Here is a 25,487-nt window from a genome sequence, read left to right on the forward strand (position 1 = left end):
AATAATGCTCACCCCTTAACCACGGAGTTAAACGGATGAGCGATTTTCATCACGGCGTCCAGGTTGTCGAGATTAACGACGGCACCCGCGTCATTTCCACCGTATCCACAGCGATTATCGGCATGGTCTGCACGGCCAGCGATGCCGATGCCGCCACCTTCCCACTCAATAAGCCCGTGCTGATTACCAGCGTGCAAAGCGCTATTGCCAAAGCGGGTACAAAAGGCACCCTGGCCGCATCTCTCCAGGCCATCGCCGACCAGTCGAAACCGGTCATTGTCGTTGTGCGCGTTGCGGAAGGGACCGGCGACGATGCCGAAGTGCAGACTATCTCTAATATCATCGGCGGCACCGATGAAAGCGGCAATTACACCGGCCTGAAAGCACTGCTCACGGCGGAGGCTGTCACCGGCGTTAAACCGCGTATCCTTGGCGTGCCGGGCCTCGATTCCCTTGAGGTTGCGACAGCGCTTGCGCCGATTTGCCAGAAGCTGCGCGCCTTTGGTTATATCAGCGCCTGGGATTGCCAGAACATTTCCGAGGCGATGCTCTATCGCGAGAATTTCAGCCAGCGTGAGCTAATGGTTATCTGGCCGGATTTTCTGGCATGGGATACCACGGCGAACGCGACCGAAACCGTCTGGGCGACCGCCCGCGCGTTGGGTCTGCGCGCCAGAATCGACCAGGACACCGGCTGGCATAAAACCCTGTCAAACGTTGGCGTGAATGGCGTCACCGGCATCAGCGCGTCGGTCTTCTGGGATTTGCAGGAATCCGGCACCGATGCTGACCTGCTTAACGAGGCTGGCGTCACCACGCTCATTCGCAAAGACGGTTTCCGCTTCTGGGGTAACCGCTGCTGCTCCGATGACCCGCTGTTCCTGTTTGAGAACTACACCCGCACCGCGCAGGTTATCGCCGACACCATGGCCGCTGGTCACATGTGGGCGGTCGACAAGCCGATCACTGCCACGCTGATTAAAGACATCGTTGCGGGTATCAATGCGAAATTCCGCGAGATGAAAACGGCGGGTTATATCGTCGATGCGACCTGCTGGTTTGATGAATCGGCCAACGACGCGGCGACCCTCAAAGCCGGGAAACTGTATATCGATTACGACTATACGCCGGTTCCACCTCTCGAAAACCTGACGCTACGCCAGCGCATTACCGATAAATACCTGGCGAATCTGGTGTCATCGGTTAACAGCAATTAAGGAGCCCTGAACAATGGCAATGCCGCGCAAGCTCAAATACCTGAACACGTTTCTGGATGGCGTCAGCTATCTCGGCGTTATCGAGTCCGTCACCCTGCCAAAGCTGACCCGTAAGCTGGAAAACTACCGGGGCGGCGGGATGTCAGGCTCGGCCCCTGTCGATTTCGGCCTCGACGATGACGCGCTGGCGATGGAGATTTCCCTCGGCGGTTTCCCTGATGATGCGATCTGGTCGCTTTATGGTGCCGTCGGTACCGGGACGCTGTTGCGCTATGCAGGCTCTTACCAGCGGGACGATACCGGCGACACCGTGGCGGTGGAAGTTGAGACCCGTTTCAAGGTGAAGGAAGTCGATAACGGCGAGAGCAAACAGGGCGAGGATACCAGCAGCAAGTTATCGCTGGTCTGCACGTACTACAAGCTGACCATGAACGGTAAAGAGCTGGTCGAAATCGACGTCCTCAACATGATTGAGAAGGTGAACGGCGTCGACCGACTCGACCAGCACCGCCGCAATATCGGCCTGTAATTTTTCCCCGGCCAGCATGTCTGGCCGGTTAACCCCGAATCCGTAAACAGCGAGAAACATATGAGCAAAGAAAACATCGTCACCCTGGAAAACCCGATCAAACGCGGCGAGCAGGTCATTGGAAAAATCACTCTGCTGAAGCCCAACGCCGGAACCCTGCGCGGTGTCAGCCTGGCCGACGTTGCGCGCTCTGAAGTGGATGCCCTGATTAAAGTGCTTCCGCGTATGACCAGCCCGTCACTCACCGAGTCGGATGTCGTCATGATGGATTTACCCGATTTGATGGCACTGGCAACAAAGGTGATCGGTTTTTTGTCGCCGAATTTGGCGGATTAAATTTCCCGAAAAACCTGTCGGTTGATGACCTGATGGCGGATATCGCGGTGATTTTTCACTGGCCGCCATCAGAGTTGTATCCCATGAGCCTGACCGAGCTCACCACCTGGCGCGAAAAAGCGCTACAGCGAAGCGGAAACACGAATGAGTAACGACGTTAAATTGCAGGTATTACTCAAGGCTGTTGACCAGGCGACCCGCCCGTTTAAATCTATCCAGACAGCGAGCAAAACGCTGTCTGGTGATATCCGGGACACTCAAAAATCACTGCGTGAGCTTAACGGCCAGGCCTCCCGTATTGACGGGTTTCGCAAAGCCAGTGCGCAGCTTGCCGTTACTGGTCAGGAGCTGAAAAAAGCGAAACAGGAAGCCGCCGCGCTGGCGATCCAGTTTAGAAATACTGAACAGCCGACACGCGCGCAAGCGCAGGCAATGGATGCCGCCCGTAAAAGCGCCGCAGCACTCCAGCTCAAACACAACAGCTTGCGGCAGGCCGTACAGCGCCAGCGGCAGGAACTCAGCCAGGCAGGAATTAATACCCGCACCCTGGCGGCAGACGAGCGTCGGTTAAAAACCAGCATCAGCGAAACGACGGCGCAGCTTAATCGCCAGCGTGAAGCACTGGCGCGCGTCAGCGCGCAACAGGCACAGCTCAACGCGGTTAAGCAGCGATATCAGGCCGGTAAAGCGCTTGCCGGAAACGCTGCCGCAATGGGTGCCGCCGGTGTCGGTATGGCGACGACCGGCACGCTGGCCGGTATTGCACTGATGAAACCGGGTTATGATTTTGCGCAGAAAAATTCCGAGTTACAGGCTGTACTCGGTGTGGCGAAAGACTCCGCAGAAATGACGGTTTTGCGAAAACAAGCCCGACTGCTGGGCGATAATACTGCCGCCTCTGCCGATGATGCGGCCGGTGCTCAGATTATCATCGCGAAAGCGGGCGGCGATGCGGCGGCAATTCAGGCAGCGACACCCGTCACGCTTAATATGGCGCTCGCTAACCGTCGGACGATGGAAGAGAACGCTGGTTTGCTAATGGGGATGAAATCAGCCTTCCAGCTCACTAACGATCAGGTCTCTCACATCGGTGATGTCCTGTCGATGACAATGAATAAAACCGCCGCCGATTTTGACGGGCTTAGTGATGCGCTGACCTATACCGCGCCGGTGGCGAAAAATGCCGGTGTCAGTATTGAGGAAGCTGCTGCAATGGTTGGTGCACTACATGATGCGAAAATTACGGGGTCAATGGCTGGTACTGGGAGCCGTGCCATTTTAAGTCGACTACAGGCACCAACCGGGCAAGCCTACGCGGCGATTAAAGAGCTCGGGATTAAAACGGCAGACAGTAAAGGGAACACCCGCCCTGTATTTACCATCCTGAAGGAAATGCAGGCCAGTTTTGAAAAAAATAAGCTGGGTACCGGTCAACGCGCTGAATACATGAAAACGATATTTGGCGAAGAGGCCAGTTCTGCCGCCGCTGTTTTGATGAACGCAGCTCAATCGGGAAAACTGGACCAACTCACTGCTGCATTTAAAGCCTCGGACGGAAAAACTGAGGAACTGGTTAAAGTCATGCAGGATAACCTCGGCGGCGACTTTAAAGAATTTCAGTCTGCGTATGAGGCTGTTGGCACCGACCTGTTTGACCAGCAGGAATCCTCATTACGCAAACTGGTACAGACAGCGACCGGCTACGTGCTCAAACTTGATAAGTGGATCCAGCGAAATAAAGAGCTCGCGCAGACGCTGGGGTTGATTACCGCCGTGGCGCTAGGCGTGGTGGGGATGATTGGGGCAATTGGGCTGATTGCCTGGCCGGTGATAACGGGAGTTAATGCCATCATCGCCGCTGCGACCGCGCTCGGTACCGTATTTACTACGGTGGCTGGTGGCGTCGTTACTGCAATTGGCGCGATCTCCTGGCCGGTTGTTGCTGTCGTGGCCGCAATAGTGGCCGGGGCATTGCTCATCGGTAAATACTGGGAGCCCATCAGCGCGTTTTTTGGCGGCGTGATGGAAGGATTGCGCACGGTCTTTACGCCAGTAGCAGAACTATTTGCACCGCTTAAACCGATGTTTGACTGGCTGGGCGGAAAACTTAAAGCTGCATGGGACTGGTTTAACAACCTGATTGCGCCGGTCAAATCATCGCAGGAAACGTTAAACCGTTTTCGTGATGCCGGTGTGTTGTTCGGCCAACGACTGGCGGATGCCTTAACGCTGCCGCTTACGGCATTTAATAAGCTGCGCAGCGGTATTGACTGGGTGCTTGAGAAACTCGGCATTATTAATAAAGAGTCCAGCACGCTTGACCAGACTGCCGAGAAAGCGAACGCAGCCACGCAGGGTAGCTCTTATATTCCGGCAACCGGCACTTACGGTGGCTATCAGGCATATCAACCCGTCACTGCACCGGCGGGACATTCTTATATAGACCAAAGTAAAAGCGAATATCACATCGAAGTTAAGGGAGGCGGCAGTGGCACGCAACTCGATCGCCAGCTACAGGATGCGCTCGAAAAATTTGAGCGTGAAAAACGCGCCCGCCAGCGTGCCAGCATGAACCACGACGGATAGGAGGTGACGAAAAATGATGCTCGCACTCGGTATGTTTGTTTTTATGCGCCAGACATTGCCACACCAGACGATGCAACGCGACGCCGAATATCGGTGGCCCTCAAACTCCCGCGTCGGTAAGCGGGATTCTTTCCAGTATCTGGGGCCGGGGGAGGAGAAAATCACCCTGGCCGGGACGCTTTACCCGGAGTTGACCGGCGGGAAGTTGACGATGACGGCTATTCGTCTGATGGCTGACCAGGGGCGTGCCTGGCCGTTACTGGATGGTACCGGCACGATTTACGGTATGTACGTCATCAATAATATTAGCGAGACAGGAAGTCTGTTTTTTGCTGACGGCACGGCGCGTAAAATTGATTTTACGCTAACGCTCACCCGCGTGGATGAATCCCTTGCGGCGCTGTATGGCGATATCGGAGAACAGGCAAAATCACTGATTGGCAAGGCGGGAAATATGGCGTCGTCAGTGGCCGGCATGGTGGGGATTAGCTGATGCTGGATATGCTGAATCTGAATGCGGGTGGCGTACTGACGCCCGATTTTATGCTGATGCTCGACAGCAAAGATATTACCGGCAACATCAGTAATCGGTTGATGAGTCTGACCATGACAGACAATCGCGGATTCGAGGCCGACCAGCTCGACATCGAGCTTGATGATGCTGACGGGCTGGTCGAGCTGCCGTTACGCGGTGCGGTACTGACGCTTTACCTCGGGTGGAAAGGCTTTGCGTTGATTGGTAAGGGAAGTTTTACCGTCGATGAGGTTGAACATCATGGCGCGCCAGATACGGTGACAATCCGCGCCCGTAGCGCCGATTTTCGGGGAACGCTGAACTCACGTCGGGAAGAGTCCTGGCATGACAAGACGCTCGGCGAAATCGTGGCAGCGATAGCGACACGTAACAAACTGGCGTCGAGCGTTATACCGGAGCTGGCCGGAATAAAAATTCCGCATATCGACCAGTCACAGGAATCGGACGCCAAATTTTTGACACGCCTCGCCGAGCGGAACGGCGGTGAGGTTTCGGTAAAAGCGGGAAAGTTGCTGTTACTCAAAGCCGGTCGTGGGGTTACAGCCAGCGGAAAAGCCATTCCGCAGGTCACGATCACCCGCAGCGATGGCGACCGCCATCAGTTTTCCATTGCTGACCGTGGGGCATATACCGGCGTAACGGCAAAATGGTTGCACACTAAAGACCCGAAACCTCAAAAACAAAAGGTAGCGTTAAAACGTAAACCTAAAGAGCAGCATTTACGCGCGCTACAGCACCCGAAAGCAAAACCGGTAACGAGGAAAAAAGCGGTGAAGACGCCGGAAGCCAGGGAGGGGGAATACATGGTCGGTGAGGATGACAACGTGTTTGCTCTGACGACAATTTACGCCACTAAAGCGCAGGCCATGCGAGCTGCGCAGGCTAAATGGGATAAATTGCAGCGTGGAGTCGCTGAGTTTTCTATCAGGCTGGCAACAGGGCGCGCCGACCTCTACCCGGAGACACCCGTGCAGGTTTCAGGCTTTAAGCGCGTCATAGACGAGCAGTCATGGACAATCACGAAGGTTATGCACTCTCTGAGTAATAGCGGCTTTACGACGAGCTTAGAGCTTGAGGTTAGATTGTTGGATGTAGAGTACGGGACTGAAGGAGAGGAAGAATAAAACTATTCTCAAATGGTGAAAATGTGAGTATCATTCATTCACTTTTTGTGAATTTATTGGGGTGTGAAATGTTCCATTGTCCGAAATGTCAGCACGCGGCACATGCGCGCACCAGTCGCTATCTTAGTGAGAATACCAAAGAGCGTTACCATCAATGCACTAACATAAATTGCAGTTGTACATTTGTAACGATGGAATCAGTGGAACGTTTTATTGTTACACCTGGTACGATAGTTCCGGCCCCACCGCACCCGACTGTCTGTGGCCAGCGGCCATTGTGGCTCTGATAAATTTCTGCTAAATGCCCGCCGCGTGCGGGTTTTTTTATGCCCTCAGCAAAGTGGAGGTAAAAAATCCACCGCCATTCTATCGCCACTCGAAAATGAGGTAACAAAAAAGCCACTCTTTCGAGTGGCTTAATTATATGATTTTAAAGCTAAAATTTGGTGGCCCCTGCTGGACTTGAACCAGCGACCAAGCGATTATGAGTCGCCTGCTCTAACCACTGAGCTAAGGGGCCGTGGCGAGGGATTATAAAGTAACTGGCAGACGCAATCCAGCGCAAAACGCACGGCTGCTGTTTTTATAAACAATGCATTTTCAATCCTTTATAATTACCTTTTAGGTATTGAGCGAGTGGAAAGATGATTAACGATATTCTGGCACCGGACCTGCGGGTGGTCTTCTGCGGCATCAATCCGGGGAAGTCCTCTGCCCATACCGGTTTTCATTTCGCGCATCCGGGCAATCGCTTCTGGAAGGTGATTTACCAGGCCGGTTTTACCGACCGTCTGCTGAAGCCGGAAGAGGAGCTGCAACTGCTCGATACGCGCTGTGGGATTACGATGCTGGTGGAACGCCCGACGGTGCAGGCCAGTGAAGTCGCCTTACAGGAGCTACGTAGCGGCGGGCGGGATCTGGTGCTGAAGATTGAGCAGTATCAGCCGCAGGCGTTGGCGGTTCTCGGCAAACAGGCTTTCGAGAAAGCGTTTCAGGTACGCGGCGCGCGCTGGGGTAAACAGCAGGTGACTATCGGCGATACGCAAGTGTGGGTGCTGCCAAATCCCAGCGGGTTGAACCGGGCGACGCTGGATAAACTGGTGGAAGCGTATCGCGAACTGGATGATGCGCTGGCATCGCGAGGTCGATAGCCTGCGGTAAGTGCCGGTGCCGGCTGTCTCTGAGGACCACAGGGTGAATTGAAGGCAAAAAAAAGCTCCCTGCAGGGAGCTTTTTTACTTCCGGCAACGGTTAATCGTCGAGGAAGCTACGCAGCACTTCAGAACGGCTCGGGTGACGCAGCTTGCGCAGCGCCTTCGCTTCGATCTGACGGATACGTTCACGGGTGACATCGAACTGTTTGCCGACTTCTTCCAGCGTGTGGTCGGTATTCATATCGATACCGAAACGCATACGCAGAACCTTCGCTTCGCGGGCGGTCAGCCCTGCCAACACGTCATGAGTGGCAGCACGCAGACTTTCTGTGGTCGCGGAGTCCAGCGGCAGCTCGAGGGTAGTATCCTCGATGAAATCACCCAGATGCGAATCTTCATCGTCGCCGATCGGCGTTTCCATGGAGATAGGCTCTTTGGCAATTTTCAGCACTTTACGAATTTTATCTTCCGGCATCAGCATGCGTTCAGCCAGCTCTTCCGGCGTCGGCTCGCGACCCATTTCCTGCAGCATCTGGCGGGAGATACGGTTGAGCTTGTTGATGGTCTCAATCATATGCACCGGAATACGGATGGTGCGCGCCTGATCCGCGATAGAGCGGGTGATCGCCTGACGGATCCACCAGGTAGCGTAGGTGGAGAACTTGTAGCCACGACGATATTCGAACTTATCAACCGCTTTCATCAGACCAATGTTACCTTCCTGAATCAGATCCAGGAACTGCAGGCCACGGTTGGTGTATTTCTTGGCGATAGAGATAACCAGACGTAAGTTCGCTTCAACCATCTCTTTCTTCGCACGGCGGGCTTTCGCTTCACCGATAGACATACGACGGTTGATATCTTTAACCTGATCGATTGTCAGGCCGGTTTCTTCTTCAATCTGCTGTAGTTTCTGCAGGCCGCGCTGAACGTCTTCTTTGACGTCGTGCAGCTTTTCAGACCACGGCTTGTTCATGGCGATCGCCGCGTTGAACCAGGTTTCGCTGGTTTCGTTGCCGGTGAACAGGGTGATGAAGTTTTTCTTCGGCATTTTGCACTGTTCGACGCACAGTTTCATGATGATGCGTTCCTGAGCACGCACTCTGTCCATCATGCTACGCATGCTGCCGACCAGGTAATCGAACTGTTTCGGTACCAGGCGGAACTGTTTGAACACTTCAGACAGCTTGAGAATTTCTTCCTGAGCTGCGGCGTGGCTACGGCCTTTTGCTTTGATAGTATCGCGGGTCAGCTCGTACTGCGTGCGCAGCTCAGCGAATTTCTCGCGCGCCAGCTCAGGGTCGATGCTGTTATCGTCATCGCTGCTGTCGTCGTCTTCATCTTCATCTTCGTCTTCGTCGTCATCCATCTCTTCCTGAGAGAGTTCAGAGCCGACGTGCGTCGCAGTTGGCGCCAGGTCTTCTTCGGCGTTAGGATCGACGAAACCAGTGATCAGGTCAGACAGGCGCGCTTCTTCAGCTTCAACGCGGTCGTACTGCTCCAGCAGATAGGTAATGGCTTCCGGATATTCAGCAACGGAGCACTGAACCTGGTTGATCCCATCTTCAATACGTTTGGCGATGTCGATTTCGCCTTCACGCGTCAGCAGTTCTACGGTACCCATTTCACGCATGTACATGCGCACCGGATCGGTTGTACGTCCGATTTCAGATTCAACACTGGATAACACCTGTGCAGCAGCTTCTTCTGCATCTTCGTCGGTGTTGTTGCTGTTTTCAGCCAACAGCAGATCATCGGCATCCGGTGCTTCTTCCATCACCTGAATACCCATGTCATTGATCATTTGGATGATGTCTTCGATCTGATCGGAGTCGACGATATCTTCCGGCAGATGGTCATTGACCTCGGCATAGGTCAGATAGCCTTGCTCCTTACCACGTTGGACAAGAAGCTTCAGCTGTGACTGCGGGTTTTGCTCCATAAGACGGTATCCACACTTAATTCGTTTGATTGGTGTCGACAGACAAACTGCCAACATTTAAAGCGAGGGCGTACTTATATTATTGCCGCTGCGCCTCAGCGCGGCTGTCGGGGGCTCCCCGAACGATATTCGGCACTTAAGCCGTGCAATTCATTTTTTTGCCAGCTCCTGACTGATGGTCCAGAGTTCCCGGCGTTCTTCACTGCTTAAACCATGCGTACGGTCGCGAGCTATCAACTCTTCTTGTCGCAGTTCCAGCAGTGAATCAAACATATGGTTGAGCGCGTCGGTGAAGGTTTTTTCTGCGATATCTTTATCTGCTATATCGTCCCACATCGACAGTTTTTCAAGGGTTGCGGCCTCATTTGTACCGCGATACTGCTCTAAAAGTTGCCCGGTGGTCAGACCTGGCTGAGACAAACAGGTTTTGACCAGTTCGCTGAACAGGCCAAGCCCGGGCATTTTGCGCTGATCCAGGCCCTCTAAAGGCGGAACCAGCGGCGCCAGATCCGGATTTTGCACCAGCAGTCCTATCAGTATACGCATGGTCGTGCGTTTTAGCTGCGGCGCGGGGCGCGGAGTACCATTTTCTGTCTGTTTTGGCATTAAACGTTCAAGCTGCGCGTCATCTAAAATCCCCAGCTTGTTACCCAGCTCCTGGCGCAAATAAATGCGCAGCGTTTCGCCCGGTACCTGGGTAATGAGCGGCAGCGCTAAAGTACTGAGCTGCGCGCGCCCGTCCGGGGTGCTCAAGTCGACCTGAGGCAGCAGGCTGTTGAACAAAAACGTGGAGAGCGGCTGAGCCTGCTCCATCCGCGCTTCAAATGCCGCTTTCCCCTCTTTACGCACCAGCGTATCCGGGTCTTCGCCGTCGGGCAGAAACATAAAGCGTAGCTGACGACCGTCGGTCATGTACGGCAGCGCCGTTTCCAGCGCACGCCAGGCGGCATCGCGGCCAGCCCGATCGCCGTCGTAACAGCAGATGACCTGATGGGTCGCCCGGAACAAAAGCTGAATATGGTCGGCGGTGGTCGATGTCCCCAGCGACGCGACGGCGTAGTTTATGTCGTACTGCGCCAGTGCCACGACGTCCATATAACCTTCGACAACCAGCAAACGCGGTGGTTCGGCGTTATCCTGCTGTGCTTCATACAGGCCGTACAACTGACGACCCTTATGGAAAATATCGGTTTCCGGGGAGTTAAGGTATTTCGGCAGGGCATCGCCCAGCACGCGGCCACCAAAACCAATCACCCGGCCTCGCTTATCGCGGATAGGGAACATTACCCGTTCGCGGAAGCGGTCGTAACTGCGCCCCTTATCGTTCGTCACCAGCATGCCGGCATCGATGAGCGACTGGCGGTTTTCTTGATTGCCGCCAAAACGTTTTAAGACGTTATCCCAACCGGGCGGAGCGTAGCCAATCGCGAAGCGCGCAATAACCTCGCTGCTTAAGCCACGTTTAGCCAGATACTGGCGCGCAGGGTCGGCGGCGGGTTGCATCAGAGACTGTTGATAAAACACATTCAGACCGTCCATCAATTGATAGAGACTTTGCCGCTGATGACGCTCTATTTGACTCGGTCCGTTGCCTGCTTCGTATGGCACTTCGAGGTTGTGCATGGCGGCCAGTTCTTCGACCGTCTCCACGAACTCGAGTTTGTCGTAGTTCATCAGGAAGTCGACAGCGTTACCGTGCGCACCGCAACCAAAGCAGTGATAAAACTGTTTTTCACCGTTGACGGTAAAAGAAGGGGTTTTTTCGTTATGGAATGGACAGCACGCATGGTAGTTCTTGCCCTGCTTTTTGAGCTTTACCCGCGCGTCGATGAGATCGACGATGTCGGTGCGCGCCAGCAGATCATTGATAAATACGCGTGGGATTCGTCCAGCCATAGGCCCCGTAAACTATACACACGATCACCAGACGACCTCAGCGTGGGCTGAGCACGTTCTTTCATGATGCGGCGTGTCTGCTAATGCATAAACGAAAATAAGCCGCGCATTCCTTCCGGAAGCACGGCCTTACAACAACAACTCAGTCTGAATTGAGGGCGTTGGCCCTCAACAGATTAGTACAGACGAGTGCGGCGTGCGTTTTCGCGAGCCAGTTTCTTCGCGTGACGTTTCACTGCAGAAGCTTTAGCGCGCTTACGTTCGGTAGTCGGTTTTTCATAGAACTCACGACGACGAACTTCCGCCAGAACACCTGCTTTCTCACAGGAACGCTTGAAGCGACGCAGAGCTACGTCGAACGGCTCGTTTTCACGTACTTTAATTACCGGCATGTGCCTCTCACCTTTGATTAATTCGGTTTGCTGCTGGCATCAACGCCAGCTTATTTCAAAATGGTGCGGAATTTTACTGCAATTGCTGCTGCTTTGTAAAGCACCGCGGCCTTTTTTGAAAGGACTTTTATAAGGGTGAGGAGTATACACGAGGGTTGTTCCTGGGGCGAACAAAGTTTTATCTTCGCCGCCTTCAGCCCTTTCTGGCGTCACATGACGAGCAATGTGCGGCCTGGTGAGTTTTGCCGCCGCCGCCGCTTGCCCCGATACGCACACCTGGCACGCTGAGGGTATACATCAACCCGCATTGGTCCTAAACTGCGCGGTATTAGAGCGAGGTAAAACAAGACATGCGTGTACTGGGTATTGAAACATCCTGCGATGAAACTGGCATCGCCATTTATGACGACGAAAAAGGCCTGCTAGCCAATCAATTATATAGTCAGGTGAAATTACATGCTGACTACGGCGGCGTGGTGCCCGAGCTGGCTTCGCGCGACCACGTGCGTAAAACCGTTCCGCTGATTCAGGCGGCGTTGAAAGAAGCCGGATTGACGGCAAAAGAGATTGATGCCGTGGCCTATACCGCAGGCCCGGGCCTGGTAGGTGCGCTGCTGGTCGGCGCAACGGTAGGGCGTTCGCTGGCATTTGCCTGGAACGTACCGGCGATTCCGGTGCACCATATGGAAGGGCATCTGCTGGCGCCGATGCTGGAAGATAATCCTCCCGACTTCCCGTTTGTGGCGCTGCTGGTCTCTGGCGGCCATACCCAGCTGATTAGCGTAACCGATATTGGTCAGTACGAGCTGCTTGGCGAGTCTATCGATGATGCGGCCGGAGAGGCGTTTGATAAAACCGCTAAGCTGCTGGGGCTCGATTATCCTGGCGGCCCGATGCTGTCGAAGATGGCGGCTCAGGGCAAAGAAGGGCGGTTTGTTTTCCCCCGACCGATGACTGACCGTCCCGGCCTGGATTTCAGCTTTTCCGGCCTGAAAACCTTTGCGGCTAATGCTATTCGCAATAATGACGACGACGGGCAGACCCGTGCAGATATTGCCCGTGCGTTTGAAGATGCGGTGGTGGATACGTTGATGATTAAGTGTCGTCGTGCGCTGGAGCAGACCGGTTTTAAACGCCTGGTGATGGCCGGTGGTGTGAGCGCCAACCGCACGCTGCGCGCGAAGCTGGCGGAGATGATGACAAAGCGCGGCGGCGAAGTGTTCTATGCGCGCCCGGAGTTCTGCACTGATAACGGCGCGATGATCGCCTATGCCGGGATGGTTCGCCTGCGCACCGGCGCTAAATCTGATCTCGGCGTGACCGTGCGTCCCCGCTGGCCGCTCGCTGAACTGCCGGCGGCGTAATCGGCATCACAGGCCGACATTCTGTCGGCCTGCCTTTCTGCTTTACTCCATGCTTTTACACAGTGAGCAAATTGCGCCCTGATGTTTGTGAGAGTGCATCACGTCCGGACGTTCATACTCTTCTTCACAGCTAACGCACTGGTAAACGGTGATGGATGCATTGCCCTGCGCGTCGTAGCGCGGCTCGCTAATCCCGTCATCATACTGCTTGATGTAGTAGCGGCCGCCGGTCAGGACACCCATCAGCGGCGTCATCACCAGCGCCACGACCAGCGCAATCAACGGTGAGAACGGCGCCAGCGTGGTGCCGAGCAGGCCGAAGAAAGCGCAAATCGACAGGCCGGCCGCCAGAGCAAATGAAACCACGCCTACCGGGTTAACGTTGTAGATCATCCCGCGACGATATTCTGGTTGCGCTGGGGCGAGCCTGAGCAGACCTTTATTGACGGTGATATCGGTGGCCACCACCACCACCCAGGCAATGGCAAAGTTAGAGTAGAAGCCAAGAATCCACGACAGGGCGCTGAACATATCGCCTTCCATCAGCGCCAGCGCAATGGCGAGGTTGACGATGACGAAGATAATCCGCCCCGGATAGCGCTTTGTGGTGCGCGTCCAGGCGCTGGTCCACGCCAGCGAGCCAGAATAGGCGTTGGTGACGTTGATTTTAATCTGTGAAATGACCACCAGCGCGACGGCCAGGGTTAACGCCAGCCAGCCGGGCACCAGGTTATCAAAGACGCTGACGAACTGCTGTACCGGCTCGGTGTTGTGCACTGCCGGGAAGCGGGTCAGCAGATAGAAGCCGAGGAAGGCGCCGATGATCTGTTTTATCGCACCCAATACCACCCAACCTGGGCCTGCGGAAAACACCGCCAGCCACCAGCTTTTGCTGTTTTCCGCCGTTTTGGGCGGCATAAAGCGCAGGTAATCGATCTGCTCGCCAATTTGCATAATCAGTGACAGGCACACCCCGGCGCCGAGCATAATGGCGGTTAAATCAACCTGCGCCGCGTTATTCTTGCCGGCGAAGTTCATAAAGCCGTCCACCAGCTCCGGATCTTTCGCAATCAACCAGGCCACCGGCACCACCATCAGCACCAGCCACAGCGGCGTAGTCCACACCTGTAAACGGGTCAGGGCTTTCATGCCGTAAACGACCAGCGGCAGCACCATCAGGGTGGCGATGAGATAGCCCATCCACAGCGGGATCCCTAATCCAACCAGTAACCCCTGGGCCATAATCGAACCTTCAAGGGCGAAGAAAATAAAGGTGAAGCCTGCGAAGATAATGCTGGTGATCACCGAGCCAAAATAGCCGAATCCGGCGCTACGGGTGATTAAGTCGAGGTCGATGTTATAGCGGGCTGCGGTAATCGCCAGCGGGATCCCGGTGAGGAAGATCACCAGCGCAGCCAGCAGGATGGCGTAAATGGCGTTGGTAGTGCCCCATGCCATGCCGATGCTGGCACCAATGGAGAAGTCCGCCAGATAGGCGATACCGCCCAGTGCAGTTACGGCGACGACGCCAGGTCCCCAGCGGCGGAAGCTCAGCGGAGCATAGCGGAGTGTATAATCTTCCAGGGTTTCTTTGGAGCCGGATGTCCCGGTCTGTGCAGGTAACTCAGTTTTAATATCCAGTGATGACATAGTCATTCCTTAATGGTCAGGCATGACTGTAATTAGCAAACCTTATGCCACTTCGCAGAACCGCGGCGGTAGGCGCTGGTGGGGCGGGAATGAATAACGAGGGGGCAAGGGTATGCACCATCCGGATGCGCGCGCGCCTGGATGGTGCAGAAACGCTTAGCGCAGCATGCCTTTGTCGACAATGAAGGCGATGATATTGTTCAGGCCATCGCCGCTTTTCAGGTTGGTAAAGGTCCACGGACGGTCGCCGCGCATGCGCATCGTGTCGCGTTCCATGACCTCCAGCGATGCGCCCACATACGGTGCAAGGTCGGTTTTGTTGATCACCAGGAAGTCAGACTTTGTGATCCCCGGCCCTCCTTTGCGTGGGATTTTTTCCCCTTCCGCAACGTCAATCACGTAGATGGTCAGATCCGCCAGCTCCGGGCTGAAGGTGGCGCTCAGGTTATCGCCGCCGCTTTCAACAAAGATCAGATCGAGGTTGCCAAATTTTTCGCTCAGCGCTTCTACCGCCGCCAGGTTCATTGAGGCGTCTTCGCGGATCGCGGTATGCGGACATCCGCCGGTTTCGACGCCGACGATGCGCTCCGGCGCCAGTGCGCCCGCTTCGGTGAGAATACGCTGATCTTCTTTGGTGTAGATGTCGTTGGTCACGACGGCTAACTGCCAGGTGTCGCGCATGGCTTTACACAGCGCTTCCAGCAGGGCCGTTTTCCCGGAGCCGACCGGGCCGCCGACGCCGACGCGCAGCGGGTGTTTATAATTTTGCATACTCTCTCCTAGGAACGGAATAATCGGGAATACTGGGTTTCATGCCGGGCGGAAGCAATGGCGGCCAGCGGCGTGGATGAGCCGATCGCACTGTCCGGCGCCGCAAGGGCGCTGGCCATATCCGCCGCGTAGCGATCGCACAGGCGTAAAATTAGCTGCTGGGCCGCCTGCTGGCCGAAAGGAACCAGCTTAACGCCCGCCATGACTGCGCTTTCAATCCAACTGTAACCAAGGCTCAGCGCCAGATCGGGAAGCGCGATTTGCCAACGCACGCCAAGCCAGGCCATGCCGGCGAGCTGACTTTGCCGGCACAAAACGCGCCACGGTGGTGGGCAATCCGGCTGCCAGTCGGCCAGCAGGCGGGCAAAGGCTGCGCCGCGATTACGCTCTTCTTCACGCAGTTCACGGGTTTCGCGGCAGGCGAGCAGCCAGGCAGTCCAGCGCTGTGCTGACGGCAGATCGTCGTTTTCGCATGCGCGATACAGCCGGGCGAACAGAGGAAGATCGACGGTAAAAAAGCTCTGTTCCATCTGCTGCAACTGCCAGCGTTCAAAAGCGGCGACATCGGGTACCCAGCCTGCTTCCACTGCCCATTCCAGACCTTGCGACCAGCTATAGCCGCCGACCGGCAGGTTGCTGCTGGCCAGTTGCATCAGCCGCAGGCGTTTTTCCGACGTTGGCATTTAATGACTGTGCTCGTGATGGTGATGATCGGGGCCATGATCGTGACTATGACCATGGCTGTGGCCGTGGCCGTGGCTTTCGCTGGAGTAGGCGCCGGCTTCTGGTTCAAACGGCAGATGGGCGAACGTTACCTCCAGGCCAAACTGACGCAGCATATCGTCCAGCACATGGTCGTGGTGATAGCGTAGCTCGCCGGGCATGATTTGCAGCGGAACGTGGCGGTTGCCGAGGTGATAGCAGGCTTTCGCCAGCGTGAACGGATCGTCACAATGCACCACGGACACGCCTTCATCTGCGGCGATTATTTGCACGAACTCGCTACCGTCTTCATTGCTGAGCACATCCCCGCCGCGTAGCAGCAGACCGCGCGGCAACAACAGACCGGCTTCGCGACCGTCGTTGAGGGTGACTTTGATACGACTTTTCACCCGTACATCGATTGGCAGCGTGAGGCTGGCGGTCAGTTTGCCAGGTGAATCCACTCGTTGGGTCAGATAGAGCATCTGGACTCCTTAAAACAGAAAATAGCGTTGCGCCATCGGCAGGACATCTGCCGGTTCGCTGGTGATCAGTTCGCCATCGATGCGCACTTCATAAGTTTGCGCGTCAACGGTAATGTTGGGCTGCAGGCCGTTATGGATCATGTCGCTCTTTTGTACCGTCCGGCAGCCTTTCACCACTGCCGTGGCGCTGTGCAGATTCAGACGTTGCGCCACGCCATTATCGACCGCCGCCTGAGGCAGGAAGGTGAGGCGACAGTGATGGCGAGCGCTGCCCAGGGCGCCGAACATCGGGCGGTAGTGCACCGGCTGCGGCGTAGGAATCGAGGCGTTGATGTCGCCCATCGGGGCAATGGCGATCATACCGCCCTTGATCACCGTGGCTGGTTTAACGCCAAAAAATGCCGGAGACCACAGCACGAGATCTGCCAGCTTGCCCACTTCAATCGATCCGACTTCGTGGGCGATACCGTGGGCCAGCGCCGGGTTAATGGTGTACTTGGCGATATAGCGCTTCACGCGGAAGTTGTCGTTATCGCCGCACTCTTCCGCCAGCGGCCCGCGCTGGATCTTCATCCGATGCGCCACCTGCCAGGTACGCAGAACGACTTCGCCCACGCGCCCCATCGCCTGCGAATCCGAAGAGGTCAGAGAGAATGCACCGAGATCGTGCAGGACATCTTCTGCCGCAATGGTTTCCCGGCGGATGCGTGATTCGGCAAACGCCACGTCTTCGGCAATATCCGGGTCGAGATGATGGCAGACCATCAGCATATCCAGATGTTCGTCAATGGTATTGACGGTGTAGGGCAGCGTCGGGTTGGTGGAGGAGGGCAAAATATTAGGGTGTGCGCAGGCGGTAATAATATCCGGCGCATGGCCGCCGCCGGCACCTTCGGTATGGAAGGTGTGGATCGTCCGCCCGGCAATCGCCGCCAGCGTATCTTCAACGAAACCCGATTCATTCAGGGTGTCGCTGTGCAGCGCCACCTGAATATCCATTTCGTCGGCAACTGTCAGCGAGCAGTTGATGGCTGCCGGCGTGGCGCCCCAGTCCTCATGAATTTTCAGGCCGATAACGCCTGCCGCGACCTGTTCGCGTAGCGCGTCCGGGTTCGAGCCGTTACCTTTGCCCAGCAGACCGATATTCACCGGCAGGCTGTCCGCAGCCTGCAGCATCCGCGAGATGTACCACGGCCCCGGCGTACAGGTGGTGGCGTGCGTCCCCGCGGCCGGGCCTGTTCCGCCGCCGACCATGGTGGTGACGCCAGAGACCAGCGCCTCTTCCGCCTGCTGCGGGCAGATCCAATGAATGTGAGTATCGACGCCGCCGGCGGTGACAATCTTCCCTTCGGCGGCGATGACCTCCGTTGCCGCGCCGATGGGGATATTGACGTTGGGCTGAATATCGGGATTGCCCGCTTTGCCGATGGCGGCGATGCGGCCCTCTTTGACACCAATATCAGCCTTGACGATCCCCCAGTGATCGACGATCAGTGCATTGGTCAGCACCAGATCGACACAATCGTCAGCGAGCATTTGACCCTGGCCCATACCGTCACGGATGACCTTGCCGCCGCCAAACTTTACCTCCTCACCGTAGGTGGTCAGATCGTCTTCGACCTCGATCCACAGTTCGGTGTCCGCCAGGCGCACTTTATCGCCGGTGGTGGGGCCAAACATGTCGGCATAGGCCTGACGTGAAATATTACTCATCGTTTGCCTCCAGATTTCCCATCACGTCACCGCGAAAACCGTATACCGCGCGACGACCAGCGAGCGCGACCAGCTCCACTTCACGTTTTTGCCCCGGCTCAAAGCGGACCGCAGTGCCGGCGGCGATGTTCAGGCGATAGCCAGTGGCCTGCGCCCGGTCAAATTTCAGCGCCGGGTTGACCTCGGCAAAATGGTAATGCGATCCGACCTGAATCGGCCGGTCGCCATGATTCTCAACGATAATGCTGCGGGTGGTGCGGCCAACGTTCAGATCAATCTGTCCGGGTTGCACCTTGTATTCACCTGGGATCATCGCGAAACCTCAGATAATCGGGTTGTGGACGGTGACCAGCTTCGAGCCATCCGGGAAGGTGGCCTCGACCTGGATATCGGGGATCATTTCGGGGACGCCTTCCATGACCTGCTCGCGGCTTAACACGTGGCGGCCTTCTTCCATCAGCGCCGCCACGTTTTTACCGTCGCGGGCGCCTTCCATAATAAAGGCGCTGATTAAGGCCACCGCTTCCGGATAGTTCAGCTTCAGGCCGCGGGCCAGACGACGTTCCGCCACCAGCGCAGCGGTGAACAACAGCAGCTTGTCTTTCTCTCTGGGGGTCAGTTCCATAGCGTTCTCTCAGGTCAACCAGATTCGGGGAAGGACCGGGGACTTTCCGGTCAGATGTGGGCGCATAAACTGCCAGATATCACGCATCGCCCGCTGGCAAAGTAAGTTATCGTCACTTAAAAATCGTACCGTCAGCAGGCCGTCAGTCAGCGTGGCACCGGCATAATTTCCCAGCGTCGCGAGTCGTTCCCGCACACCGTCAAGCAGGGCTTCGCTGGCAGGATAGAACAGCAGAGTGCCTATCCACGGGCATTCCGCCACGCTGGCCAGACGCCCGTCGGCCAGGCTCAGGCGTTCGATCAGCAGCGGCGACTCATCCATCCATACTTCAAGACGGTTGCTGAGGGCTCCGTGGCTAAAGCTTTCACCGATGACCGGGCGGCCAAGACACAGCAGATCCCAGGCCAGCAGCGTGCTGGAAGGGCAAAGGTGAAAGGCGGTATGCAGGCTGGCCTGGGCGCCGGGAAAGAAAATCGCATCCGGCGGCAGCCACTCCAGCGTCGAATGTTCCGCCAGCGTCAGGCGCTGATGTAAACGGGCCTGCGCGCCGCTGCTGCGGTAAAACTTACTGGCGCCGGGCATGGTGATTAACGTGTGACAGCCGCTATCGAGAGCGGCGCGAATCGTCAGTTCGTCACCACCAACGATCCCGCCCGGCGGGTGGAGTAAATAAAGATGACAGGTATCGTCTTCGGGATAAAAGGGACGCTGGACGGTGAGCGGACCGACATGACGGGCGGAGGTGAGTACCGTTTTGCCGCCGCGATGTTGAAAATGAAGGTCCAGCGTAGCCTGCCAGCCTTTTTTATTCTCTGGTAACACGGTGCTGTGCAATGTTGTTGCGCCCCTGCAAAATCAAGATAAAACAGCAGCAATGAGTATTGATCGGCGCGAAAGTATCTCGATCATATGAAAAGCTTATGAATTAAAAACAAGAAAACAGCTGCCTGAGCGACGGCCGTTTAGTGACAAGATTATTACGCCTGATAATCTTCGGCGTCAATGTCATAGCCCGACGGTTCCCAGCGGATCGCGAGCAGCGACAGCAGGCCAATCAGCGGTGCGGCGGCGATAATCCAAAAGACCTGGGTATCCAGGGCTGCAACCAGCACTGGGAACAGAAACAGCGACAGGGTCGAGCTGCTGCGCATCAGGGTCTGGTTCAGGCCGACGCCGACGCCGCGCAGTGACGTTGGATAGCTCAACGAAGCAAACGACATCGTGTGCGCGCCGGGACCAAATCCCTGTCCAAAGAGGAACAGCGCCAGCATCGCCACGGCCGCGATGCCTTCGCCAGCACCGTCAGGTCGGCCAATCAGCGCCAGACCCAGCAGTGCCACCAGCTGGCAGCTGTAGCCCGCCAGCGACATCTTCCATGCCCCTAAGTGCGGTACCAGACGTACCGCCAGCAGGCCGCCGACGAAAGCAAAGAGCAGGTTAAGCGCCAGCGAGATCACAATCGTGGTCAGCATCGACTGAACAAAGAAGCTGGAGATAATCACCGGCAGACCGAAGGCGACGGCGTTATAGGCAAATGAAGAGACGACCGACAGCAGTGTGGCGAGGGTGGTTCGCCGCAGATAGACGCCCCTGAACAGACGGAAATAGTTGCTCCACTGCGCTTTTTTCACCACCGGCGTCGGGTTATCCAGCGCGTCCTGCGCCACGTGGGCGTTGATGTTATAGGCCTTGCGGAGAATGGCGGCGGCGTCGCGCAGATTGCCCTGGTTGGCGGCCCACACCGGCGATTCGCTCATATAGCGGCTGCGAATGGCGATAATCACCAGCGCCGGAACCGCGCCGAAGCCCAGAATCAGCCGCCACAGCCAGTCGCTGTGGCTTTCCGGCAGTATGGCATAGAACAAGAGCACCAGCAGATATGAAATACTGATAGCGGCGTACCACGTCGGACACCACATGGCGACGCTGGCCGCTTTGTTGCCCGGCCCCTTAAGCTTTGAGAACTCACTCAGGAAGGCCATCGCCACCGGCAGATCGATACCGACGCCGAGGCCCATGACAAAACGGGCGCCGGTCAGCACGTATTCGTTGGGGGCCAGCGCGCAGGCGATCGCGGCCACCACAAAAAACAGCATATCGGCCATAAAGACGCGATAGCGGCCAATTTTGTCCGTCAGGTAGCCGCCCAGCAGTGCGCCGACGATTGCCCCGAAGGTGATGGCCGAAGCCACCATGCCGGTCCCCGCTGGCGTCAGGTTAAACTCGCGGGTGGTATCCTTCAGGCCGAAAGCCAGGGAGCCAAGATCGTAGGCGTCGAGAAAGATGCCGCCGAGGGCGATGCCCATGACAATCCGTGCATTATTACGCCCACTGCTGCCTTCATTGATTAAACGCGACACGTCAGCGGCGCCGCGTATCCAGCGAACTTCTCCGCCAGGCAACCCCGTCTCTGCGATCGGAGTCGCGTTGATTACGTCTGTCATGATGTTGTTCTGTGCTGTTGTATAAAGGGTTCAGAGTAAACATCGCGGCGGGCGGGGATAAATTATTTTTGGTTATAAGACATAGCTAAGTGATTGTTGTGAAATGATTATCTTTTTCTGGCGGCTGGGTTCAGGATGATTGGCTGCCAAAAAGGGTAATTCAGAGAGAATGTCGGGGTAAAGGGGCCCGGCGCGAGCCACCGGGCGCAAGATTATTTCTGCTCAGGCGTTTTTTTGTTCTTTTTCAGCCGGGCCCAGATTTTGGTTTCCTGGCGGCGCCACAGTCGCTGAATGTTGTCGTGATGGCGAAGCAGAATCAGGCAGGAGAGCATGGAAACCGGGAAGGTATACTGCGGTTTGAACCACCAGACGTAGAAGGGGGCAATCAGCGCGCTGACAATAGCCCCGAGCGACGAATAGCCGCTGAGCAGGATAGTCAGCAGCCAGGTGCCCGCCATGACGCCGGTCAGATCCCAGCCGATGGGCGCGATAGCGCCGAAAGCAGTCGCCACGCCTTTACCGCCGCGGAAGTTAAAGAATACCGGCCAGATATGGCCCACGCAGGCCGCAATGGCGACCAGACCCAGCCAGAACGGCGTCAGGCCAAGCGCCCAGGCCCCCCAGACGGGCAGCATACCTTTGAGCACATCAAAAATAAGAACCGTTACGGCTGCTCCCTTGCCGCCAATTCGTAGTACGTTTGTCGCCCCGGGATTGCCGGAACCGCTATCGCGAGGGTCGGGCAGGCCAGCGAGACGACACACCAGAATGGCGCTGGAAATTGAGCCGCAGAGGTAGGCAAGGATAACCAGTCCAGGCGCGATTGCACTCATCAGCTGTTCCATTTTGAAAATGTCGTTTTGCCCCCGCTATCCTTCGCGTCGCTGATGTGCCAGCGCACTTCTTTCGTGCTGTCATCGGAGCGTACATTGAGCCAGAACGCTTGCTGCGCCGCCGCTTTCCTGCAATGCGAATTATTTAGGGGATGTCTTTGCATCTGTGGATAATACGCATAATTCGCCGGAAGTGGTATCCGGTTTAGCCAAAAAGCAGGCAGGTCGTGATGGATATTGTATTTATAGAGCAACTTTCGGTAATCACCACTATCGGTGTTTATGACTGGGAACAAACCATTGAACAGAAGCTGGTATTCGATATCGAAATGGCGTGGGACAATCGCAAAGCGGCAAGCAGTGATGATGTCAGTGATTGCCTCAGCTATGCTGATATCAGCGAGTTGGTGATTGGTCACGTTGAAGGTGGGCGTTTTGCGCTGGTTGAACGTGTCGCGGAAGAGATTGCCGATCTGCTGCTGGAAAAATTCCCCTCGCCGTGGGTGCGGATTAAAGTCAGCAAACCGGGGGCCGTTGCCCGGGCGGCAAACGTGGGGGTGATTATCGAACGGAGTCGGGCGTAGCCTTAGAGACTGTCTCATCAGGACTATGTTGCTTGTCATTTTGAACCTGGGCTGGGAACAACAAAATACGGTCGTATTTTGAACGTCCTTCAGGGCAGCCCGGTGGGTGAGCGTAGCGAGTCAATCTTCACGAACTACGTGTACGCTCCGGTTTCTCCGTGCTGCCTATGTTCAAGGTGTCTGCGGTAATAACGTCTACTGGGTTCGGCTCTTAATCTGAAACAAAACTTTTCAGGTCATACTCGTTAAACAAATTGTATTTATACCGGTCACAGGATCCGATTATCGGGATATTTTATTGTCACTCGGTGTCAGGACTGCACTCGAAATTTTCGCGCACTCCGTGTACGCTGCGATTTCATGCGCCGTCCAGTCTCCGGACTGGCCGCATCAATATCACCTGATGGAATGGTTCAGCGTATCTGGTTTTTTCATTTTACTTTTAAAGGGTTTATTGGATGAGCGATATACACTCGCTGCTGGTGGCGGCAATATTGGGTGTGGTTGAAGGTTTGACGGAATTTTTACCTGTTTCCAGTACTGGCCATATGATTATTGTCGGCCATCTTCTGGGTTTTGAAGGAGAAACGGCAAATACTTTTGAGGTGGTCATTCAGTTAGGTTCTATTCTGGCTGTTGTTGTGATGTTCTGGCGTCGTCTGTTTGGTCTGATCGGTATTCATTTCGGCAAAGCACCGGAACATGAAGGCCAGGGAAGCGGCCGTTTATCGCTGATTCATATTTTATTAGGGATGGTTCCGGCGGTGGTGTTGGGCCTGGTGTTCCACGATACCATCAAATCGTTGTTCAACCCGGTCAATGTCATGTATGCACTGATTGTGGGCGGCTTTCTGCTGATCGCGGCGGAAGTGCTGAAGCCAAAACAGCCGCGTGCTGTCGGCATTGATGATATGACCTATCGCCAGGCATTTATCATCGGTTGCTTCCAGTGCCTGGCGCTGTGGCCCGGCTTTTCTCGCTCCGGTGCGACCATTTCCGGTGGGATGTTGATGGGCGTCAGCCGTTATGCCGCGTCAGAGTTTTCCTTCCTGCTGGCGGTACCGATGATGATGGGAGCGACCGTGCTGGATGTGTATAAGAGCATCGGTTTCCTTAACGCCAGCGATATTCCGATGTTTGCCGTCGGTTTTATCATGGCGTTCATCGTGGCGCTGATCGCGATTAAAACCTTCCTGCAGTTGATTAAACGTATCTCGTTTATCCCGTTTGCCATCTACCGTTTTGTCGTCGCGGCGGTGGTTTACGTTATCTTCTTTTGAGTTTTAAGCGTCGGTATAACCGGGCCCTCAGTCGTAAGGCTGAGGGCAGCGCTCTTCCTTCCATTTCGCGACGGCCAGAATGCGTCGCCGCGTCAGCTCCTCACGAATCTCCGGCCCCTTAAACCCCTGAGCAACCACTTCTTTCGTCGAGACCGATTGGGCGATGTGCCAGGCTTCAAGCAGCAGACGTCCCTGCGGATAATCGCGGGCTTCGAAACCGGTACGTCCGCGCACATCGGCCTCGCTGGTTAACGCGATTTGCATGACCCGATGTGGCTTGCGCCAGGCGTCGATATTATCAAACAGTTTGACCAGCGTTTTGGGCTGCAGTATGGGCAGGGTATGAATCAGGTCGTGGAATTCGGCGACCAGCTTTGCCAGATCGCGAATGTCGTTCGGCACGCGCAGACGGGCGCAGAGCTGCTCGACCAGCTTGACGCCTGCCGGACCGTGGCCGTGGTGGCGCGGCCAGAGCGTTTTTGGGGTCAGCCCTTTGCCGAGATCGTGGCACAGGGTTGCAAAGCGGACGCCAATCTCCGGCGACAGCATCGCCGCCATCGTCAGGGTCATTAGCGTATGCACACCGGTGTCGATTTCAGGATGCCATTTGGCTGGTGCCGGAACGCCGTACAGCGCGTCAATTTCCGGGAACAGCACGCCGAGTGCGCGGCAGTCGCGTAAAGTCTGGAAAAAGACCTGAGGATTACGGGTGCCAAGGGCGTTTTCCGTCTCTTTCCACACCCGTTCCGGCGTCAGATGCGCCAGTTCACCGGCATCGGCCATGGCGCGCATCAGCGCCATGGTTTCATCGGCAATACGAAAGCCCAGGTGGGCATAGCGGGCGGCAAAACGCGCCACGCGCAGAACGCGCAGCGGGTCTTCGCTGAAGGCTGGTGAGACGTGGCGCAGCAGGCGCAGACGCAAATCGGCCTCGCCGCCGTAGGGATCGATAATCAGGCCATCGGCATCCTGAGCCAGTGCATTGACCGTCAGATCGCGGCGCAGCAGATCCTGTTCCAGCGTGACGTCCGGGGCGGCATAGCAGGTGAAACCGGTATAGCCGGAACCCGATTTACGCTCGGTACGTGCCAGAGCATACTCTTCCCGGCTTTTCGGGTGCAGAAATACGGGGAAATCGCGGCCTACCTGCTGGTAACCCGCCTCAAGCAATTGCTCAGGCGTGGCGCCAACCACGACCCAATCTCTGTCTTTGACCGGCAGCCCTAATAACGCATCCCGAACTGCACCACCGACCAGATAAATCTTCACGCCTGACTCTCCCGTATTCACTTTGCCCAAGATGATACGTAAGTCTGGCAGAGAAG

At 56.0% G+C, this 25,487-nt stretch carries 26 protein-coding genes, 1 tRNA gene and 1 pseudogene; 13 read left to right on the plus strand and 15 right to left on the minus strand.

The window, feature by feature from the left end; translation table 11 throughout:
* Nucleotides 1-35 precede the first annotated feature (35 nt).
* The 8 genes from ACZAHD_RS01120 to ACZAHD_RS01155 all read left to right on the plus strand — a co-directional run bounded on the left by ACZAHD_RS01120 (nucleotide 36) and on the right by ACZAHD_RS01155 (nucleotide 6,614).
* Nucleotides 36-1,217: a phage tail sheath protein gene (locus ACZAHD_RS01120; RefSeq protein ID WP_462455149.1), complete on the plus strand. Its 1,182-nt coding sequence runs from the start codon at nucleotides 36-38 to the stop codon at nucleotides 1,215-1,217.
* A 13-nt stretch (nucleotides 1,218-1,230) separates the two neighbouring features.
* Complete coding sequence (locus ACZAHD_RS01125; protein WP_462455150.1) at nucleotides 1,231-1,746, plus strand: phage major tail tube protein; 516 nt, start codon at nucleotides 1,231-1,233, stop codon at nucleotides 1,744-1,746.
* A 60-nt stretch (nucleotides 1,747-1,806) separates the two neighbouring features.
* On the plus strand, nucleotides 1,807-2,082 hold the full coding sequence (locus ACZAHD_RS01130) for a phage tail assembly protein (protein ID WP_462455151.1): 276 nt from the start codon (nucleotides 1,807-1,809) through the stop codon (nucleotides 2,080-2,082).
* A gap of 32 nt (nucleotides 2,083-2,114) precedes the next feature.
* A complete protein-coding gene (locus ACZAHD_RS01135) occupies nucleotides 2,115-2,234 on the plus strand; it encodes a GpE family phage tail protein (RefSeq protein ID WP_014343413.1) in 120 nt (39 codons plus the stop codon).
* Complete coding sequence (locus tag ACZAHD_RS01140) at nucleotides 2,227-4,668, plus strand: phage tail tape measure protein (RefSeq protein WP_462455152.1); 2,442 nt, start codon at nucleotides 2,227-2,229, stop codon at nucleotides 4,666-4,668. Before ACZAHD_RS01135 ends, ACZAHD_RS01140 begins: the two co-directional genes overlap by 8 nt.
* Nucleotides 4,669-4,681: 13 nt before the next feature.
* Nucleotides 4,682-5,161, plus strand: coding sequence for a phage tail protein (locus ACZAHD_RS01145; protein ID WP_064159021.1), 480 nt, complete (start codon nucleotides 4,682-4,684; stop codon nucleotides 5,159-5,161).
* Nucleotides 5,161-6,327 (plus strand): phage late control D family protein, encoded by a 1,167-nt coding sequence (locus ACZAHD_RS01150; protein ID WP_462455153.1) that lies wholly within the window; start codon nucleotides 5,161-5,163, stop codon nucleotides 6,325-6,327. The genes ACZAHD_RS01145 and ACZAHD_RS01150 overlap by 1 nt, the downstream gene beginning before the upstream one ends.
* Before the next feature lie 68 nt (nucleotides 6,328-6,395).
* Complete coding sequence (locus tag ACZAHD_RS01155) at nucleotides 6,396-6,614, plus strand: DNA-binding transcriptional regulator (protein ID WP_462455181.1); 219 nt, start codon at nucleotides 6,396-6,398, stop codon at nucleotides 6,612-6,614.
* 157 nt (nucleotides 6,615-6,771) lie between these two features.
* On the opposite strand, the gene ACZAHD_RS01160 is transcribed toward ACZAHD_RS01155, so the two are convergent.
* A tRNA-Ile gene (locus ACZAHD_RS01160) sits at nucleotides 6,772-6,847 on the minus strand.
* 124 nt (nucleotides 6,848-6,971) lie between these two features.
* Between ACZAHD_RS01160 and mug the strand changes: the two genes are divergently transcribed.
* A complete protein-coding gene (gene mug, locus ACZAHD_RS01165) occupies nucleotides 6,972-7,478 on the plus strand; it encodes a G/U mismatch-specific DNA glycosylase (protein WP_462455154.1) in 507 nt (168 codons plus the stop codon).
* A gap of 100 nt (nucleotides 7,479-7,578) precedes the next feature.
* On the opposite strand, the gene rpoD is transcribed toward mug, so the two are convergent.
* The 3 genes from rpoD to rpsU form a co-directional block, all read right to left on the minus strand.
* Nucleotides 7,579-9,423, minus strand: coding sequence for an RNA polymerase sigma factor RpoD (rpoD, locus tag ACZAHD_RS01170; protein ID WP_462455155.1), 1,845 nt, complete (start codon nucleotides 9,421-9,423; stop codon nucleotides 7,579-7,581).
* A gap of 150 nt (nucleotides 9,424-9,573) precedes the next feature.
* A complete protein-coding gene (gene dnaG / locus ACZAHD_RS01175) occupies nucleotides 9,574-11,319 on the minus strand; it encodes a DNA primase (RefSeq protein ID WP_462455156.1) in 1,746 nt (581 codons plus the stop codon).
* Between the two features lie 176 nt (nucleotides 11,320-11,495).
* Complete coding sequence (rpsU, locus tag ACZAHD_RS01180; RefSeq protein ID WP_001144069.1) at nucleotides 11,496-11,711, minus strand: 30S ribosomal protein S21; 216 nt, start codon at nucleotides 11,709-11,711, stop codon at nucleotides 11,496-11,498.
* Nucleotides 11,712-12,061: 350 nt separating this feature from the next.
* Between rpsU and tsaD the strand changes: the two genes are divergently transcribed.
* Complete coding sequence (tsaD, locus tag ACZAHD_RS01185; RefSeq protein WP_462455157.1) at nucleotides 12,062-13,075, plus strand: tRNA (adenosine(37)-N6)-threonylcarbamoyltransferase complex transferase subunit TsaD; 1,014 nt, start codon at nucleotides 12,062-12,064, stop codon at nucleotides 13,073-13,075.
* 42 nt (nucleotides 13,076-13,117) lie between these two features.
* Here tsaD and ACZAHD_RS01190 read toward each other — a convergent pair whose 3' ends face one another.
* The 8 genes from ACZAHD_RS01190 to ACZAHD_RS01225 all read right to left on the minus strand — a co-directional run bounded on the left by ACZAHD_RS01190 (nucleotide 13,118) and on the right by ACZAHD_RS01225 (nucleotide 19,855).
* A complete protein-coding gene (locus ACZAHD_RS01190) occupies nucleotides 13,118-14,725 on the minus strand; it encodes a purine-cytosine permease family protein (protein WP_462455158.1) in 1,608 nt (535 codons plus the stop codon).
* A 156-nt stretch (nucleotides 14,726-14,881) separates the two neighbouring features.
* Nucleotides 14,882-15,496, minus strand: coding sequence for an urease accessory protein UreG (gene ureG, locus ACZAHD_RS01195; RefSeq protein ID WP_462455159.1), 615 nt, complete (start codon nucleotides 15,494-15,496; stop codon nucleotides 14,882-14,884).
* An 8-nt stretch (nucleotides 15,497-15,504) separates the two neighbouring features.
* Complete coding sequence (locus tag ACZAHD_RS01200) at nucleotides 15,505-16,179, minus strand: urease accessory protein UreF (protein ID WP_462455160.1); 675 nt, start codon at nucleotides 16,177-16,179, stop codon at nucleotides 15,505-15,507.
* Nucleotides 16,180-16,683 carry an urease accessory protein UreE gene (gene ureE / locus ACZAHD_RS01205; protein WP_462455161.1) on the minus strand — a complete coding sequence of 168 codons (504 nt, stop codon included), beginning with the start codon at nucleotides 16,681-16,683 and terminating at the stop codon, nucleotides 16,180-16,182.
* Between the two features lie 9 nt (nucleotides 16,684-16,692).
* Nucleotides 16,693-18,396 (minus strand): urease subunit alpha, encoded by a 1,704-nt coding sequence (gene ureC, locus ACZAHD_RS01210; RefSeq protein WP_462455162.1) that lies wholly within the window; start codon nucleotides 18,394-18,396, stop codon nucleotides 16,693-16,695.
* Nucleotides 18,389-18,709 carry an urease subunit beta gene (locus ACZAHD_RS01215; protein ID WP_462455163.1) on the minus strand — a complete coding sequence of 107 codons (321 nt, stop codon included), beginning with the start codon at nucleotides 18,707-18,709 and terminating at the stop codon, nucleotides 18,389-18,391. The genes ureC and ACZAHD_RS01215 overlap by 8 nt, the downstream gene beginning before the upstream one ends.
* A gap of 9 nt (nucleotides 18,710-18,718) precedes the next feature.
* Nucleotides 18,719-19,021 (minus strand): urease subunit gamma, encoded by a 303-nt coding sequence (locus ACZAHD_RS01220; protein ID WP_462455164.1) that lies wholly within the window; start codon nucleotides 19,019-19,021, stop codon nucleotides 18,719-18,721.
* Between the two features lie 9 nt (nucleotides 19,022-19,030).
* The gene (locus ACZAHD_RS01225) at nucleotides 19,031-19,855 is read right to left on the minus strand and encodes an urease accessory protein UreD (protein ID WP_462455165.1); all 825 of its coding nucleotides are present in this window, start codon (nucleotides 19,853-19,855) and stop codon (nucleotides 19,031-19,033) included.
* Here ACZAHD_RS01225 and ACZAHD_RS01230 point away from each other — a divergent pair.
* Nucleotides 19,845-19,931 (plus strand): annotated as a pseudogene (locus tag ACZAHD_RS01230) (short-chain dehydrogenase); the annotation flags it as partial. The gene ACZAHD_RS01225 and the pseudogene ACZAHD_RS01230 overlap by 11 nt on opposite strands.
* 67 nt (nucleotides 19,932-19,998) lie before the next feature.
* On the opposite strand, the gene ACZAHD_RS01235 reads toward ACZAHD_RS01230, so the two are convergent.
* Both ACZAHD_RS01235 and plsY read right to left on the minus strand, forming a co-directional pair.
* The gene (locus ACZAHD_RS01235) at nucleotides 19,999-21,465 is read right to left on the minus strand and encodes an MFS transporter (protein WP_462455166.1); all 1,467 of its coding nucleotides are present in this window, start codon (nucleotides 21,463-21,465) and stop codon (nucleotides 19,999-20,001) included.
* A gap of 212 nt (nucleotides 21,466-21,677) precedes the next feature.
* Nucleotides 21,678-22,298 (minus strand): glycerol-3-phosphate 1-O-acyltransferase PlsY, encoded by a 621-nt coding sequence (plsY, locus tag ACZAHD_RS01240; RefSeq protein ID WP_004867810.1) that lies wholly within the window; start codon nucleotides 22,296-22,298, stop codon nucleotides 21,678-21,680.
* A gap of 230 nt (nucleotides 22,299-22,528) precedes the next feature.
* Here plsY and folB point away from each other — a divergent pair, with 230 nt between their 5' ends.
* Entirely contained in the window at nucleotides 22,529-22,882 is a 354-nt protein-coding gene (gene folB, locus ACZAHD_RS01245) for a bifunctional dihydroneopterin aldolase/7,8-dihydroneopterin epimerase (RefSeq protein ID WP_100683524.1), read from the plus strand.
* A gap of 458 nt (nucleotides 22,883-23,340) precedes the next feature.
* On the plus strand, nucleotides 23,341-24,162 hold the full coding sequence (gene bacA, locus ACZAHD_RS01250) for an undecaprenyl-diphosphate phosphatase (RefSeq protein ID WP_462455167.1): 822 nt from the start codon (nucleotides 23,341-23,343) through the stop codon (nucleotides 24,160-24,162).
* A gap of 27 nt (nucleotides 24,163-24,189) precedes the next feature.
* Here bacA and ACZAHD_RS01255 read toward each other — a convergent pair whose 3' ends face one another.
* Nucleotides 24,190-25,431 carry a multifunctional CCA addition/repair protein gene (locus tag ACZAHD_RS01255; protein WP_462455168.1) on the minus strand — a complete coding sequence of 414 codons (1,242 nt, stop codon included), beginning with the start codon at nucleotides 25,429-25,431 and terminating at the stop codon, nucleotides 24,190-24,192.
* Nucleotides 25,432-25,487: the final 56 nt, after the last annotated feature.

Origin of the sequence: Raoultella sp., assembly GCF_039594335.1 — a bacterium.
Taxonomy (GTDB): Bacteria; Pseudomonadota; Gammaproteobacteria; order Enterobacterales; family Enterobacteriaceae; genus Klebsiella.

Excerpts from the sequence above, each read along its gene's own strand:
- ACZAHD_RS01235 (WP_462455166.1), bottom strand. The coding sequence starts at position 21,465 with ATGACAGACGTAATCAACGCGACTCCGATCGCAGAGACGGGGTTGCCT.
- ureG (WP_462455159.1), bottom strand. The coding sequence starts at position 15,496 with ATGCAAAATTATAAACACCCGCTGCGCGTCGGCGTCGGCGGCCCGGTC.
- ACZAHD_RS01190 (WP_462455158.1), bottom strand. The coding sequence starts at position 14,725 with ATGTCATCACTGGATATTAAAACTGAGTTACCTGCACAGACCGGGACA.
- tsaD (WP_462455157.1), top strand. The coding sequence starts at position 12,062 with ATGCGTGTACTGGGTATTGAAACATCCTGCGATGAAACTGGCATCGCC.
- ACZAHD_RS01150 (WP_462455153.1), top strand. The coding sequence starts at position 5,161 with ATGCTGGATATGCTGAATCTGAATGCGGGTGGCGTACTGACGCCCGAT.
- ACZAHD_RS01120 (WP_462455149.1), top strand. The coding sequence starts at position 36 with ATGAGCGATTTTCATCACGGCGTCCAGGTTGTCGAGATTAACGACGGC.
- dnaG (WP_462455156.1), bottom strand. The coding sequence starts at position 11,319 with ATGGCTGGACGAATCCCACGCGTATTTATCAATGATCTGCTGGCGCGC.
- plsY (WP_004867810.1), bottom strand. The coding sequence starts at position 22,298 with ATGAGTGCAATCGCGCCTGGACTGGTTATCCTTGCCTACCTCTGCGGC.
- rpoD (WP_462455155.1), bottom strand. The coding sequence starts at position 9,423 with ATGGAGCAAAACCCGCAGTCACAGCTGAAGCTTCTTGTCCAACGTGGT.
- ACZAHD_RS01140 (WP_462455152.1), top strand. The coding sequence starts at position 2,227 with ATGAGTAACGACGTTAAATTGCAGGTATTACTCAAGGCTGTTGACCAG.
- ACZAHD_RS01135 (WP_014343413.1), top strand. The coding sequence starts at position 2,115 with ATGGCGGATATCGCGGTGATTTTTCACTGGCCGCCATCAGAGTTGTAT.
- bacA (WP_462455167.1), top strand. The coding sequence starts at position 23,341 with ATGAGCGATATACACTCGCTGCTGGTGGCGGCAATATTGGGTGTGGTT.
- ACZAHD_RS01220 (WP_462455164.1), bottom strand. The coding sequence starts at position 19,021 with ATGGAACTGACCCCCAGAGAGAAAGACAAGCTGCTGTTGTTCACCGCT.
- ACZAHD_RS01145 (WP_064159021.1), top strand. The coding sequence starts at position 4,682 with ATGATGCTCGCACTCGGTATGTTTGTTTTTATGCGCCAGACATTGCCA.
- rpsU (WP_001144069.1), bottom strand. The coding sequence starts at position 11,711 with ATGCCGGTAATTAAAGTACGTGAAAACGAGCCGTTCGACGTAGCTCTG.
- ACZAHD_RS01200 (WP_462455160.1), bottom strand. The coding sequence starts at position 16,179 with ATGCCAACGTCGGAAAAACGCCTGCGGCTGATGCAACTGGCCAGCAGC.
- mug (WP_462455154.1), top strand. The coding sequence starts at position 6,972 with ATGATTAACGATATTCTGGCACCGGACCTGCGGGTGGTCTTCTGCGGC.
- ureC (WP_462455162.1), bottom strand. The coding sequence starts at position 18,396 with ATGAGTAATATTTCACGTCAGGCCTATGCCGACATGTTTGGCCCCACC.
- ACZAHD_RS01130 (WP_462455151.1), top strand. The coding sequence starts at position 1,807 with ATGAGCAAAGAAAACATCGTCACCCTGGAAAACCCGATCAAACGCGGC.
- ACZAHD_RS01125 (WP_462455150.1), top strand. The coding sequence starts at position 1,231 with ATGGCAATGCCGCGCAAGCTCAAATACCTGAACACGTTTCTGGATGGC.
- ureE (WP_462455161.1), bottom strand. The coding sequence starts at position 16,683 with ATGCTCTATCTGACCCAACGAGTGGATTCACCTGGCAAACTGACCGCC.
- folB (WP_100683524.1), top strand. The coding sequence starts at position 22,529 with ATGGATATTGTATTTATAGAGCAACTTTCGGTAATCACCACTATCGGT.
- ACZAHD_RS01155 (WP_462455181.1), top strand. The coding sequence starts at position 6,396 with ATGTTCCATTGTCCGAAATGTCAGCACGCGGCACATGCGCGCACCAGT.
- ACZAHD_RS01215 (WP_462455163.1), bottom strand. The coding sequence starts at position 18,709 with ATGATCCCAGGTGAATACAAGGTGCAACCCGGACAGATTGATCTGAAC.